We start from the raw sequence: 14,454 nt of genomic DNA on the forward strand, positions 1-14,454 counted from the left end.
ACCCCGGGGCGCCTTCAGGAGTCGTGTGCCGTACGGGCCCTATTCGGTGACCGCCGCGAGGTCGTCCACGAACACCATGGCCGGCGCGTTGGTGGCATTCCCGGCCAGGTAGGTCCGCACCCCGACCGAGCCGGCGGCCTGGAGGCCGGCGGTGGCGTCGGTCTGGGTGACCTGCCAGTCGGGCTCGGCGGCGCCGTCGGCCCACACCTTGGCCTTCAGCGTGGTCGGCGAGCCGCCGGTGACCTGGAGCCGCATCCGCAGCGCCCGGCCCGGCGCGTAGGTCAGGCCCGCGACGGTCTGCTCGGCGCCGATGGCGGTCTCGGCCTGCGCCGTGTCGGTCCGGCTGAGCTGGAGCGAGACGACGCCGGACGGGCGGAACCTGATGCGGGCCCGGTACTCGCCCGCGCCGTTCACCCGGCGTCCCACCGCCCAGAAGTAGACCCCGTTGCCGGTGCCGTCCTTGTCGGTGGCGACCTTGAGGGTCAGGTCGCTCGACTCGGTGGACACGTCGTTGAGGTACGCGCCCGCAGACGCCTTCGGGTCGGCCATCGTGATCTGGCCGGTGCCGTCCGCGACCGACAGCCCGCCCGCCGCGCCGACGCCCGTCCAGGCGCCGCCGGTGTCGGCGGTGCCGAAGCCGGACGCGACCGTGCGGCCGAACGCGTCGGCCGCGAGCGTCCGCGATCGCGCCGTGACGGTGTGGGTGACCTCGTCGGTCGCGCCGTCGGCGTCGGTGACCTTGAGCTTGACGGTGTGGTCGCCGGCCGCCGCGTAGGTGTGCGACGGCTTGGCGCCGGTACCGGTCTGGCCGTCGCCGAAGTCCCAGGCGTAGCTCGCGATCGTCCCGTCCGGGTCGGCCGAGCCGGAGCCGTCGAAGGCGCAGACGAGCTGCTCGCACGCGGCGGTGAACGCGGCCACCGGCGGCTTGTTGGGCGTGACCGTGCCCGCGCCGAGCCCATGGTGCTTGGCGACCTGCGCGGCGGTCAGCGCCTGCGGGTAGACCGCCGCCTCGTCGATGGCGCCGTTCAGGTAGCCGCTGGTGGGCGCGGACGTCCAGCCGCCGAGCCCGTCGCCGCCGACCCGCCAGAACCCGGCGTACGCCTGGGCGCTGGTGACGTCGGCGTCGGCCGCGACCTGCGCGCCGTCGACGTACAGCTTCATCCCGGCCTGCCCGTCGAGCGTGCCGGCGACGTGGTGCCACTTGCCGTCGTTGAAGCCCGCCGCGCTCTGCACCGTCTTGACCGAGCCCGGGTAGACGCCGAACAGGACGCGGCCGTCGTTGCTCAGGTACAGGTGCCGGTCGAAGCTGCTGCTCGCGCCGGCGGCCTTGTTGCCGTACCCGATGATCTTCCCGCCGGTCGTGGACGTGGTCTTCACCCACGCCTCGACGCTGAAGCCGCCCGGGGTGGGCGCGGCGCCGCTGCCGGAGGTGCCGGTGGAGGTGCCGGTGAACTGCACCGCCTTGTCGTCGTCGCCCGCGATGGCGCCGGTCTGCCCGCGTGTGGCGCCGGCGGCGAGGGTGAGGTCGTTGGCGCCCGCGATGTCGTACACGGTGCGGTCGCCGCCCGCGCCGAGCCGCCAGTACGCCTGGGCGCCGTCGCCGTTCACCTCGGCCGAGTACGGCCCGGCCGCGCCGCCGCCCGCGCCGGGCGTGACCGCGTTGGACGCCGGGCTGGTCACGGCGTTGCCGGCCGCGTCCGAGACCCGGATCTTGTAGGTGTGCGAGGTCCCCGCCGGGGCGCCGGAGTCGGTGAACGCGACGGTCGGCTTGTCCCAGAAGGTGCTGGCCTTCTGGACCGTCCCGACCGGGGTGGTGCCGTTGTCGCGCAGCACCTCGTACTTGAGCGTGGCGTCGTCCATGTCCCAGGTGGTCTTCCAGGACACGCGGGCCCCGCCGGGGACGCTCTGCGCGGTGGGCGTGCCCACCTCGTCGGCCTGCGGGCCGGTCTTGTTGGGCGCCTTGTCCTTGAGCGCGAACCGCACCAGCCCCTGCTGGGCCTTGCCGTTCACGCGCGGGAACTCGCCGCCGAGCGCGATGAAGTCGGAGTTGCCGGTGACCGACCAAGCGGCCTGGTACTGCCCGGTGAACGCGCCCATCGCCAGGGTCGGGAACCACTGCAACAGGCTCGGGATCGGCTGCTTGTTGTAGTTGCTGTTAGCGCCGGGCGCGGCCTGGTCGGTGCCGGTGGGGTAGGCCGTCTCGGCGAGCGCCCGGTGCCAGGTCTGCGGGGTGGTCTCGGGGAACGCGCCGAGGGAGGCGCAATCGTGCGCGTGCGAGACGCTGTAGACCGACTGGCCCTGCGCGAAGATTCCGTACGTCGCGCCGTAGCAGTTGTCGAGCCACACGAGGTCGCCGGTGGCGGCCTTGGCCGCGAACCGTCCGTCGTACCAGTGGTAGCCCTCGCCGTTGGCGGCGCCGTAGACGGTGTCGCCTGACACGTACAGGTCGGTCACCCAGGACAGCGCGTTGGTACCGGTCTTGGTGGGGATCGGGCGGCTGCTCCATGGGGCGCTGGCGCCGCTGGTGGCGTCGATCGCCCCGACGCCGACCGTCGCAGCGCCGTTCAGCTTCTGGAACTTGCCGCCGACCAGGACGCGGTCGCCGCCGGGCGCGAGCGCCAGCGCCATCACCTCGTCGTCGTCTGCGGTCGGCTTCCAGGTGTCGATGTTGGCGCCGTCGGACGCCTTCACCGCGGCGAGCCGGCTCCGCGACTTGCCGTTGACGTTGAAGAAGTTGCCGCCGAGGTAGACCGTCGTGTTGGAGGCGGCGATGCCGCGCACCTTGGCGGAGACCGTCGGCGCGAACGCGGTGTCGAGTGCTCCGGTGGCGGTGTCGAAGGCCGCGACCCGCGAGCGGGCCTGGCCGTCGACGGTGGTGAACTCGCCGCCGACGTACACGCGCTTGCCGTCCGGGGACGCCACGATGCGCAGCCCCTGCCCGTTCAGCGAGTGGTCGAACGAGGTGACCAGGTCGCCGGTCGCGAGGTCGAACGCCAGGATGTTGCCCCGCGCGACCTCCTTCTCATCGCCTTCTGCCGTGCCGGGCGGGCGCGCCTTGGTAAAGTTACCGGTCGCGTATACCGTGTCGCCAACGGTGACCATGCTCCACACGACACCGTTGACTTGCCACGTCGGCAACGGGTCGGCGGTCACCGTGGCCGGTGGCGCGGCAGGTGGAGCGGTGTCGGCCATCGCCGCCCCGGAGGGCAGGGCCACGGCACCGAGCAGCGCGGTCGAAAGGACGGTCACGACGGCGACGGCCGCTCTTCCCGCGCGGCGGGCGCGGCGCGCTCTCCGGGGTGGAAGGCCCGGCAGCGACTGAGATCTCACGAGATGGTTCCCCTGCCCCAAAAGCTCCCGAGACCCCACGGTCACAGAAGTAATGAAAGAGTAACCTGTCGCTAACTCCAGGTCTTCCGGCCTCCTCCGCCACGGCCGTTCCTGGACACATCCCCAATCCCGCATCGAAGATCGAGGAGAGACCGCATGTCCCACCCGGGATCGCGTCCGCCCAAGCATCTGGCCGCGACAGGCGCGGTGCTGGCGCTGGCGCTGGCGCTGACGGGCTGCTCGGGCGGGAAGGACAAGGCCGCCGACAAGCCCGGGCCGCCGCCCCCGCCGCCGAGCGAGCAGGCCCCGAAGGACGCCACCGCCGCTCCCGGGTCGCTGACGCTGAAGTCGACGACGGGCCTGCGCAAGCCGGTGACCTACGACGACAAGGTCACCGTCGCGGTCAGCGACGTCCGCTATGTGAAGAACAAGGCCCAGGGGCCGGGCGAGATGACCGGCAAGCAGCTCACCATCTTCACACTGCGCTTCACCAACGGATCCGGCAAGGCGCTCGACCTCAACAAGGTCAAGGTGCTCGCCAAGTACGGGCCCCGGCAGGAGCAGGCGACCCCCACCTCCTACGCCAACCTCAACGACTTCTACGGCACGGTCGCACCGGGCAAGAACCGGACCGCGTCGTATGCGTTCGACCTGCCCGCGACGGGCTACAAGTCGGTGGCGCTCGGCGTCAGCTTCGACGCCACTCACAAGACGGCCGTCTTCGCGGGCTCGCTCAAGCACTGAAAAGGGTAGCTTCATGATGGAACCCAGCCCAGGGGGTCAGGTGGCGGCCAGGTCGCGCGGCTCGCAGCGAGCGCTGATCGTCAAGGTGCTCGCCCTGCCCGTGGTCATCGGGGTGGGGGTGCTCGGCTGGCAGCTTCCGCGCGCGATCCATTCCGTCTCGGCCGCCCCTCCGGCCGGACCGTCCGGCGCGGCGGCCGTCGGCAGCACCGACTACAAGGTGCCCGACGGGGCGCTGGTGGTGTCGCCGTCGGGCAGCGACTCGGCCGCGGGCAGCGCCGGCAAGCCGCTGCGCACGGTGGCCAAGGCGATCGCGAAGGCCCGCACGAAGGACACCATCGTGGTGCGCGGCGGCGTCTACCACGAGTCAGTGACCGTCCCGGCGGGCAAGCAGCTGACCATCCAGTCCCACCCGCGCGAGGCCGTCTGGTTCGACGGCAGCTCCCCCGTCGAGGCGTGGACGCCGCGCGGCGGCGCGTGGGTCAGGGACGGCTGGACGGCCAGGTTCGACGCCAGCCCCACCTACACGGCGGGCGCCGCGGCGAGCGGCGACGACGACTTCCAGTTCGTCTCGCCCCAGCACCCGATGGCCGCGCACCCCGACCAGGTCTGGATCGACGGCCGCGCGCAGCGGCAGGTCGGCTCGCGCGGCGAGGTCAAGGGCGGCACCTTCTACGTCGACGAGGGCGCCCGGCGGCTCGTCATGGGGGCCGACCCGCGCGGCCACGACGTGCGGGCCAGCACCCTCGACGAGGCGATCACCATCCGCGGCGCCGGCACGGTGCTGCGCGGGATCGGCGTGCGCCGCTACGCGACCGCGCTCCCCCAGATGGGCAGCGTCAAGGTGGTCGCGCCCAACGTGACCGTCGAGAACATCGCGGTCACCGACTCGGCCACCACCGGCCTCAGCGTCCTGGCCGGGAGCGCCCGGGTCCAGCAGGTCACCACCACCGGTAGCGGAATGCTCGGCGTGCACGCCAACTACGCCGACGACCTGCGGCTGAAGGGCGTGCGCAGCACCCACAACAACGTGGAGCACTTCAAGTACTCCCCGGTCTCCGGCGGCATCAAGGTCACCCGGTCCCGCGGCGTGACGGTCACCGGCAGCCTCACCGCCGACAACTTCGGCAAGGGCCTCTGGCTCGACGAGTCGGTCTACGACATCACGCTGACCGGCAACCGCGTCGCGCGCAACGCCGACCACGGCATCGCGCTGGAGCTGAGCGCCAAGGCCGTGGTCGCGGGCAACGTCGTCCGCGACAACGGCGGCACCGGCCTCAAGGTCAACAACACCTCCGACGTGCAGATCTGGAACAACACCTTCGCCCGCAACGCGCGCGGCGTGCACCTGGTGCAGGACAAGCGCCGTCCCGGCGTCCCCGGCACGCCCGGCCGCGACCCCCGGCAGAAGCAGCCCGATCCGGAGATGACCTGGCTCACCGGCAAGATCACGATGAGCAACAACGCCTTCGACGGGCCCGCGACCGGGGTCGGCTCCGTCGACTGCCTGCTGTGCGTGGAGGACCACTCCCACCAGCGCAGCGGCGCGCAGATGGGCCTGACCCTCAACGGCAACCTGTACGTGCGACCGGGCTCGGTCTCGCCGCGCGGGCTGGTGCTCTGGCCCAAGGACGGCGGCGCGTCCGGCACGTTCCCGGACCTCGGAGACTTCCGCTCCGCCACCGGCCAGGAGGCGCAGGGCCGGACGCACCGCACCGAGCACGGCACCGGACCGGACGGCGCGCTCAAACCTGCCCTGCGTTCCGAGGCCGACGGCTCGGCGGCCCAGCCGCTCCCGGGCGCGATCGCCGGGCTGCTCGACCGGCCCGCCGGCACCCGGCACATGGGCGCCTGGATCAGCGAGTCCTGACGTGCCCGTCACCAGCCTGCTCCCGCGCCGCAGACCGCCCGCGCCCTCGGCCGGACGATGGACGCTCGTGCTGCCGCTGGCCATCATGCTGGCCAGCGACTACAAGCTCCGCAGCCGCGACATCGACCAGGCCGTCGGCGGCAGCGCCGACCTGACGGTGCTGCTGGAGATCGGGATCTACGGGCTGGCGGCGCTGTTCCTGGTCTACCGGTTCGGGCTGCGTCTACCGACCCGCCGCACCACCGGACTGCTGTTCGCCGGGTGGGCGTTCGCCGGGTTCGTGGCGATGTCCTCGCTGTGGTCGCCGTTCAAGTCGCTCGGCGTGGTCCGCGGCGGGCAACTGCTGATCACGATGCTGGTGGCGCACACCCTCGCGACCCGCGCCACCCGCGCCGACCTGCGCCGGCTCGCGCACACCTTCATCGCGATCGTGCTGGTCTCGGTCGCGATCGGCGTCGCGCACCCGTTCCCGCGCACCAAGCACACCGAGGACCGGTTCAACTGGCTGTTCGTCCATCCGGTGATCGCCGGGGTCTACCTGGGCATCGCGGTCCTGCTCACGGTCGGCTACCTGATCCGCTGGAACGCCCCCCAGGAGCGGCTCTGGCATCCGGCCTTCTACGCCGGCGCCATGGCCGTGCTGGTGGGCGCGCTGGTGATGACCGGCACCCGCGGGGCTGCGCTCGGCTGTGCGGCCGGGCTCGTGGTGCTGTTGTTCACCGCGCGCGGCCCCCGGGGCCGGGTCGACGTGCTGGTGCTGGGCGCCGCGGTGGCCGCGCTCGGCGTGCTGGCCTTCTCCGACACGATCCTCGCGTTCGTGGCGCGCGGCGAGACGACCGAGAAGCTGGCCTCGCTCAACTCGCGGACCGACCTGTGGGCGCTGGCGATGAAGGCCTACGCCGAGTCCCCGGTCTTCGGCCGCGGGCTCGGCGCCTCGCGCGGGCTGTTCCTCGACGACATCGGCCTCGGCGGCGGGCACAACGCCTTCATCAACGCGCTGGTCGACAACGGCGCGGTCGGCGCCGCGATCTTCGCCGGGCTGCTGCTGACGCTCGGGTTCGTGCTGCTCATGCTGGCCCGGCACCGCACCCTCCGGTCGGACGCGGGCATGCTGCTCGGCATCCTCGGCTTCTTCCTGGCCGACAGCATGACCACCGAGGGACTGGCCGCCCCCGCCAACGTCTCGGGCATCTGGCTGCTGCTGCTGATCGCGTGGACCGAGACGCTGCGCCGCCAGGGCGGCGACCCGCCCGATGACGCGGCCGAGCACGCCGGTCCGCTCGCGGCGGCGGGCCCGACCGTGACGGCGAGCCCCGCCGATCCGGAGTACACCGACGCCGGGTACGCCGATTCGGGATATGCCGAGTAGCGGCACGCCGGATCCGGCCACCCGGCGCTTCCCGGCGGACCGTCAGCCGCTGCGCCGCCGTCCCACCAGGTAGAACACGGCACCCAGCACGCCTAGCAGGCCCAGCCCGACCAGCGCGCCGGTGCCGAGCAGCCCGCCGGGCGGCCCCGACTTCGCCGGGAACGACACCGGGGCCTTCTCCTCCTGGCCCGCGGGCGGCGCGTCGGCCCCGCCCGCGCGGGACGCGGCCCGTTTCGCCGGCGCGGGCAGCGGCACGGCGCGGAACACCGGCCGGGACCCCCGGTCGGCCATCAGCGCCCGGCGCCCGTCGGCGGCGACGCCGAACACCTCCGTCCCGGTCTGCGCGGCGGTGCGGATCACCTGCGTGATCTTGTCGCGGATCCCGGCGAGCACCCGCACGTCGGCGGTGGTCCGCAGCACGACCCGGCCGTCCGGCGCGAACCCGCCGCCGCGCACCCCGAACGGCAGCGTGCGCAGCCGCGTCAGCCCGTTCACCTGCGGCCCGAGCGCGCCGGGCAGCGCGTAGACGGCCGCCGCGGACGCGGCCTCGGTGATGATGTACATCCGGCCCTCGCGCGGCTCGGCGAGCAGGGTCGCGGCGTCGTGGCCCCCGTCGGGGTAGCCGACCTTGTACGGCTTGGCGGGCAGCGTCCCGTCCGCGAGTGTGGCGGGCTCGGCGACGCGGTACAGGGTGAGGCTCCCCTTGCGGCCCCTGCTCAGGTCGCCGAGGAACAGGCCGGCGCCGCCCGAGGCGCCCTTGACGATGGTGAGCGCGTCGGGCGCGCGGCCGGTCACCCCGGACAGCGTGTACACCGCGCGGGTCCGGCCGTCGGCGCCGAGGGCGAACAGCCGGGCCTTGCCGCCGCCGGCGCCGAGCGTCCACCACACGTCCGGATGCGCCACCCCGGCCACCAGCCCGGCGGGACTCGCCAGCCTCGCGTCGGACGGCCGGAACGCGGTCGTCGGCGCGGGCGACACCGTCGGCGCCGGGCGCGCGACCGGGTCTCCGGCGGCGTCCGCGACCGCGGCGATCCCGGCGATCCCGGCGGCCTCCACGACGCCGGTGACCCCGGTGGTGCCGGCGACCTCGGCGACCTCGGCGGTCCCGGCCACCGCAGCGGCGGTCACCGTCGTCGCCGCCGTCGCCGTCACGGCCAGGGACGCCGCGCCGACGCGGCCCGCGGCCCGGAGGAAAGCCCTCGGGTGGGCGCTTCCACTCTCAGCTCTCATGTGACGTCCATATCTGCGGGGAACCGTGTGGCATTCTTGCGCATGTGGATCCACTCGGCATCAAAGGCGCTTTCTCGTTCTCCCCCCGTGTGCACGGCGACGGCCGGGGCTCGTTCCACGAGTGGTTCCGGAGCGACCTGCTCCAGAAGCAGACCGGGCATCCCCTGCACCTCGCACAGGCCAACTGCTCGATCTCGGCCCGCGGTGCCCTGCGCGGCGTCCATTTCGCCGACGTCCCGCCCGGGCAGGCCAAGTACATCACCTGCGTCCGGGGGGCGATCCTCGACGTGGTCGTCGATCTGCGCGTCGGGTCGCCGACGTTCGGCACGTGGGAGGCGGCGCGGCTCGACGACGAGGAGCACCGCTGCCTCTACATCGCCGAGGGTCTCGGCCACGCGTTCATGGCGCTGACCGATGACGCCACGGTGGTCTACCTGTGCTCGGAGTCCTACAGCCCCGAACGTGAGCACGGCGTGCACCCCCTCGACCCCGAGCTCGGCATCGAGTGGCCGGCCGGGATCGAGCCGGCCCTGTCGGCCAAGGACGCCGCCGCCCCCTCGTTCGCCGAGGCGCGCGACTCCGGCCTGCTCCCCGATTACCGGCAGTGCCTCGACTATTACGCCGTACTCGGCGCCTAGAGAGGCCGCTCTTTACCAGGAGTTGCCGGAGCGCCCGTCAGCGCAGCTCCGGCCAGGCGGCGTGGAGCGCCTCGCGCCAGTCGCGGATCGGCGGCAGCCCGGCGGCGGGCCAGCGGCCGTGGCCGAGGACGCTGTTGGACGGGCGCGGCGCGGGCCGCGGGAACCGGTCGCTCGTCGTCGGGCGCACCCGGCCGGGATCGAGGCCGAGCAGGGTGAAGACCTCGCGGGCCAGGCCGTGCCAGGTCGTGCCGCCCCCGCTGGTGCCGTGGTAGACGCCGGGCGGCGCGGCGGAACCGGCCAGCGCGATGACCTGGTCGGCGAGGTCGCCGGTCCAGGTGGGCTGCCCCCGCTGGTCGGCGACGACGTCGACGGTCTCCCGGGTCGCGGCCAGGCCCGCCATCGTCCGGACGAAGTTGGGGCCGTGCGCCCCGTACAGCCAGGCGGTGCGCACCACGTAGCCGGTGCCGGCGGCGAGCACGGCGCGCTCGCCCGCGAGCTTGGTGCGGCCGTAGGCGTTCGCCGGACGGGTGGGCGCGTCCTCGGCGTACGGCCCGGACCCGGTCCCGTCGAAGACGTAGTCGGTCGAGATCTGCACCAGCGTGGCGCCGGTGCCGGCGCAGGCCGCGGCGAGGTGCCGCACCGCGGTGCCGTTGACGGCGAGCGCGGCGTCCTCGTCGGTCTCGGCGTCGTCGACGGCGGTCCAGGCGGCGCAGTTGACCACGGTCGCCGGCCGGTGCCGGTCCAGTGCGGCGCGGACGGACTCCGGATCGCGCAGGTCGAGGACGTCGCGGGCGGGGGCGGCGACCTCGTGGCCGGCGGCGCGCAGCCGGGCGACCAGGTCGGTGCCGAGCATCCCGCCGCCGCCGGTGACCAGCCAGCCCGCCGTCACCGGTCCCGTCCGGCGCTGTTCTTGAGCGGCTCCCACCAGTCGCGGTTGGCCTCGTACCAGCGGACGGTGCCGGCCAGCCCCTCGTCGAACGGGACCATCGGCGCGTAGCCGAGGGCGCGCAGCTTGGCGTCCGACAGCGAGTAGCGCCGGTCGTGGCCCTTGCGGTCGGCGACGCGCTCCACCCGGTCCCAGCCGAGGCCGAGGGCGTCCAGCAGCCGCCCGGTGAGCTCCAGGTTGGTCAGCTCGGCGGTGCCGGCGATGTGGTAGACCTCGCCCGCCGCGCCCCGCTCGGCGACCAGCTGGATGCCGCGGCAGTGGTCGGCCGCGTGGATCCAGTCGCGGACGTTGCCGCCGTCGCCGTAGAGGGGGACCGAGCCGCCGTCCATCAGGTTGGTGGCGAACAGCGGGATGACCTTCTCGGGGTACTGGTACGACCCGTAGTTGTTGCCGCAGCGGGTGAGGCTGACCGGCAGGCCGTGGGTGCGGAAGTAGGCCAGCGCGATCATGTCGCCGCCCGCCTTGGCCGCCGAGTACGGCGAGTTGGGCGCGAGCGGCGCGTCCTCGTCCCACGAGCCGGTCTCGACGCTGCCGTACACCTCGTCGGTCGACACCTGCACCACCCGCGGGACGCCCGCGTCGAGGCACGCCTGCATGAGGGTCTGCACGCCGAGCACGTTGGTGCGGACGAACTCGCCCGCGCTGGCGATGGACCGGTCGACGTGCGACTCGGCCGCGAAGTTGAGCACCACGTCGTGTCCCGGGACGACCCGGGCGAGCAGCCCGGCGTCGCAGATGTCGCCGTGCTCGAAGGCGTACCGGCCCTCGACCGGCGCCAGGTTGGCGAGGTTGCCGGCGTAGGTGAGCCGGTCGAGGACGGTGACCTCGGCGTCCGCCCAGGCCGGGTAGCCGCCGGTGAGCAGCTCTCGGACGTAGTGCGAGCCGATGAAACCGGCGCCGCCGGTGACCAGGATGCGTGTCATGTGCCGATCTGCACTTTGCTGTGATCTCCCAGGACGAGCCGGTGCGCCTTCGGGACGCGCGGGGCGGGTGTGACCTCGGCCTCGCGGCCGATCAGCGAGCACTCGATCCGGCCGACGCCGACGATCGAGGCGCCGCGCAGCACGATGGAGTACTCGATCTCGCTGTCGACGACCGCGCAGTCGCGGTCGATGGAGGTGAACGGGCCGAGGTAGGAGTCACGGACGCGGGATCCGGCGCCGACGATGACCGGGCCGACGATCCGCGACCCGGTGACGGTGGCGCCCGCCTCCACCACCACCCGGCCGATCAGCTCGCTGGCCGCGTCGACCTCGCCGCGCACCGACGGCTCGACGCTCTCCAGCACCAGCCGGTTGACCTCCAGCATGTCGGTGACGTTGCCGGTGTCCTTCCAGTAGCCGGAGATCACCGTGGACTCGACCCGGTGCCCGTGGTCGAGCAGCCACTGGATCGCGTCGGTGATCTCCAGTTCGCCCCGCCAGGACGGCTTCAGCCGCGCGACCGCCTCGTGCACGGCGGAGCTGAACAGGTAGACGCCGACCAGTGCCAGGTCGCTCTTGGGATGCTCGGGCTTCTCCTCCAGGCCGACCACCCGGCCCTCGGAGTCGAGCTCGGCCACCCCGAACGCGCTCGGGTCCGACACCCGGGTCAGCATGATCTGCGCCTGCGGACGCTCGGCGCGGAACCGGTCGACCAGCCCGTCGATGCCGCCGACCACGAAGTTGTCGCCCAGGTACATGACGAAGTCGTCGTCGCCGAGGTACTCGCGGGCGATCAGCACGGCGTGCGCGAGCCCGCGCGGCGCGTCCTGCGGCAGGTAGGTGACCTGGAGGCCGAACGCCGAGCCGTCGCCGACCGCCTGCTCGATCTCGGCGGCGGTGTCGCCCACGACGATGCCGACCTCGCGGACGCCCGCGTCGCGGATCGCCTCCAGCCCGTAGAACAGCACCGGCTTGTTGGCGACCGGGACGAGCTGCTTGGCGGAGGTGTGCGTGATCGGCCGCAGCCTGGACCCGGCGCCGCCCGCCAGGACCAGCGCCTTCACGGGCCGGTCCGGGGGAACGGGCCCGGGGGGACGAGCATGCTCAAGGGGGCTCCAGGGTGCGGTGCCGGCTGGACTCTGACATTACCGGCAGCCGGCCTCCGATGCCGCCGGACCGGCGGATGGCCGGTCCGGCGGGGGCGTGTTCTAGCGGGCTCCGGTGATCATTCCTGCGGCGACGGTGTTGTTGGTGGCCTCGTCGATGAGGATGAACCCGCCGGTGAGGCGGTTGCGGCCGTAGTCGTCGACGAACAGCGGCTGGGTGACGCGCAGCCCGATCCGGCCGATCTCGTTGAGGCCGAGGCCGGTGGCGTTCTCGTCGCGGTGCAGGGTGTTGACGTCGAGCCGGTAGTGCAGGCCCGTGACCAGGGTGCGGGCGGTGCGGGTGGTGTGCTTGATCACCAGCTTCATCCGCGGGGTGAGCTGCCGGTCGGGCGTCATCCAGCACACCATCGCATCGAGGTCCTGGGCGACCTCGGGCCGGTTGTTCGGCCGCGCGATCATGTCGCCGCGGGAGATGTCGATCTCGTCGGCCAGCCGGAGCGTCACCGACATCGGCGCGTACGCCTCGGTGACCGGGCCGGCCGGGCCGTCGATGTGGGTGATCGTGGTGGTCAGCCCGGACGGCAGGTGCACCACCTCGTCGCCCGGCTTGAGCACCCCGCCCGCCACCTGGCCCGCGTAGCCGCGGTAGTCGTGCAGGTCGGGGTCCGTGGAGGCGTGCGGACGGATCACCGACTGCACCGGGAACCGCACGTCGATCAGGTTGCGGTCGGAGGCGATGTGGACGTGCTCCAGGTGGTGCAGCAGCGACGACCCCTCGTACCAGGGCATGTTCACGCTGCGCTCGACCACGTTGTCGCCGTGCAGCGCCGACAGCGGGATGAAGGTCAGGTCGCCGACCTCCAGCTTGGACGCGAACGCGGTGAACTCGTCGCAGATCCGCCGGTAGACGTCCTGGTCGTAGTCGACCAGGTCCATCTTGTTGACCGCCACCACCAGGTGCGGCACCTTCAGCAGCGTGGTCAGGAAGGCGTGCCGCCGGGACTGCTCCAGGATCCCCTTGCGGGCGTCGACCAGGATGATCGCCAGATCGGCGGTGGAGGCCCCGGTCACCATGTTGCGGGTGTACTGGATGTGCCCGGGGGTGTCGGCGATGATGAACTTACGGCGCGGCGTCGCGAAGTACCGGTAGGCCACGTCGATGGTGATGCCCTGCTCGCGCTCGGCCCGCAGGCCGTCGGTCAGCAGCGCCAGGTTGGTGTACTCCTCGCCGCGGTCCGCCGAGGTGCGCTCGACCGACTCCAGCTGGTCCTCGAAGATCGACTTGGAGTCGAACAGGAGCCGCCCGATCAGTGTCGACTTGCCGTCGTCGACGCTGCCCGCGGTGGCGAACCGCAGGATGTCCATCTGCTTGCCGGGCATCAGAAGTAGCCCTCCTTCTTGCGGTCCTCCATCGCGGCCTCGCTGGCCCGGTCATCGGCTCGGGTCTGGCCGCGCTCGGTGATCCGCGTCGCCGCGATCTCCTCGATCACCTCGTCCAGCCCCGCCGCGTTCGACTTCACCGCGCCGGTGCACGACGCGTCGCCCACCGTGCGGTAGCGGACGGTCGCCTCGAACGCGGGCTCGTCCTCGCCGCGGTTGGCGTAGGACAGGTCGGCCAGCAGCATCCCGTCGCGCTCGAACACCGCGCGCGCGTGCGCGAAGTAGATCGAGGGGAGCTCCAGCCTCTCGCGCCGCACGTAGTCCCAGATGTCGAGCTCGGTCCAGTTCGACAGCGGGAACACCCGCACGTGCTCGCCGCGCCTGATCCGGGTGTTGAACAGGTTCCACAGCTCGGGCCGCTGGTTCTTGGGGTCCCACTGCCCGAACTCGTCGCGGAACGACACCACCCGCTCCTTCGCCCGCGCCTTCTCCTCGTCGCGGCGCGCGCCGCCGAACGCCGCGTCGAACCCGTGCTCCTCCAGCGCGTCCAGCAGCGTGACGGTCTGCAACCGGTTGCGCGAGGCGCGGCGGCCGGTCTCCTCGACCACCCGGCCCGAGTCGATCGACTCCTGCACCGAGGCCACCACCAGCCGCAGGCCCAGCTCGGCGACCCGCCGGTCGCGGTACTCGATCACCTCGGGGAAGTTGTGACCGGTGTCGACGTGCATCACCGGGAACGGGATCGGCGCCGGCCAGAAGGCCTTCTGCGCCAGCCGCAGCATCACGATGCTGTCTTTGCCGCCCGAGAACAGCAGGACCGGCCGCTCGAACTCCGCGGCCACCTCCCGGATGATGTGGATCGACTCGGCTTCCAGAACGTCCAACTGGGACAGGACATAATCGCAGCGCTGCATGGTATGG

General features: G+C 72.7%; 11 protein-coding genes. 4 read left to right on the top strand and 7 right to left on the bottom strand.

The features are described from left to right. Positions 1–39: 39 nt before the first annotated feature. Complete coding sequence (locus tag QP090_RS09175) at positions 40–3,249, bottom strand: LamG-like jellyroll fold domain-containing protein (RefSeq protein WP_285938124.1); 3,210 nt, start codon at positions 3,247–3,249, stop codon at positions 40–42. A 237-nt stretch (positions 3,250–3,486) separates the two neighbouring features. On the opposite strand from QP090_RS09175, the gene QP090_RS09180 reads away from it, so the two are divergent. The 3 genes from QP090_RS09180 to QP090_RS09190 are packed head-to-tail and all read left to right on the top strand — an operon-like array spanning position 3,487 to position 7,310. After that, a complete protein-coding gene (locus QP090_RS09180) occupies positions 3,487–4,074 on the top strand; it encodes a hypothetical protein (protein ID WP_285938126.1) in 588 nt (195 codons plus the stop codon). Positions 4,075–4,087: 13 nt separating this feature from the next. Then, entirely contained in the window at positions 4,088–5,941 is a 1,854-nt protein-coding gene (locus QP090_RS09185) for a right-handed parallel beta-helix repeat-containing protein (protein ID WP_285938128.1), read from the top strand. Position 5,942: 1 nt separating this feature from the next. Beyond that, a complete protein-coding gene (locus QP090_RS09190) occupies positions 5,943–7,310 on the top strand; it encodes an O-antigen ligase family protein (RefSeq protein WP_285938129.1) in 1,368 nt (455 codons plus the stop codon). Between the two features lie 42 nt (positions 7,311–7,352). On the opposite strand, the gene QP090_RS09195 is transcribed toward QP090_RS09190, so the two are convergent. After that, on the bottom strand, positions 7,353–8,540 hold the full coding sequence (locus tag QP090_RS09195) for a hypothetical protein (protein WP_285938130.1): 1,188 nt from the start codon (positions 8,538–8,540) through the stop codon (positions 7,353–7,355). 44 nt (positions 8,541–8,584) lie between these two features. Here QP090_RS09195 and rfbC point away from each other — a divergent pair, with 44 nt between their 5' ends. Then, the gene (gene rfbC / locus QP090_RS09200; RefSeq protein ID WP_285938131.1) at positions 8,585–9,178 is read left to right on the top strand and encodes a dTDP-4-dehydrorhamnose 3,5-epimerase; all 594 of its coding nucleotides are present in this window, start codon (positions 8,585–8,587) and stop codon (positions 9,176–9,178) included. A 37-nt stretch (positions 9,179–9,215) separates the two neighbouring features. Here the strand turns inward: rfbC and rfbD are convergent, their stop codons facing one another. From rfbD to cysD, 5 genes are all read right to left on the bottom strand, one after another. Continuing rightward, positions 9,216–10,067 carry a dTDP-4-dehydrorhamnose reductase gene (gene rfbD / locus QP090_RS09205; RefSeq protein ID WP_285938133.1) on the bottom strand — a complete coding sequence of 284 codons (852 nt, stop codon included), beginning with the start codon at positions 10,065–10,067 and terminating at the stop codon, positions 9,216–9,218. Continuing rightward, the gene (rfbB, locus tag QP090_RS09210) at positions 10,064–11,047 is read right to left on the bottom strand and encodes a dTDP-glucose 4,6-dehydratase (RefSeq protein WP_285938134.1); all 984 of its coding nucleotides are present in this window, start codon (positions 11,045–11,047) and stop codon (positions 10,064–10,066) included. Before rfbB ends, rfbD begins: the two co-directional genes overlap by 4 nt. Then, entirely contained in the window at positions 11,044–12,111 is a 1,068-nt protein-coding gene (locus QP090_RS09215) for a glucose-1-phosphate thymidylyltransferase (protein WP_285938136.1), read from the bottom strand. Before QP090_RS09215 ends, rfbB begins: the two co-directional genes overlap by 4 nt. A gap of 144 nt (positions 12,112–12,255) precedes the next feature. Beyond that, positions 12,256–13,518: a sulfate adenylyltransferase subunit 1 gene (locus tag QP090_RS09220; RefSeq protein WP_285938618.1), complete on the bottom strand. Its 1,263-nt coding sequence runs from the start codon at positions 13,516–13,518 to the stop codon at positions 12,256–12,258. A gap of 14 nt (positions 13,519–13,532) precedes the next feature. Beyond that, positions 13,533–14,447 (bottom strand): sulfate adenylyltransferase subunit CysD, encoded by a 915-nt coding sequence (cysD, locus tag QP090_RS09225; RefSeq protein ID WP_285938137.1) that lies wholly within the window; start codon positions 14,445–14,447, stop codon positions 13,533–13,535. Positions 14,448–14,454 lie beyond the last annotated feature (7 nt).

The organism is Actinomadura xylanilytica, assembly GCF_030283145.1.
GTDB classification, from domain to species: domain Bacteria; phylum Actinomycetota; class Actinomycetes; order Streptosporangiales; family Streptosporangiaceae; genus Spirillospora; species Spirillospora xylanilytica.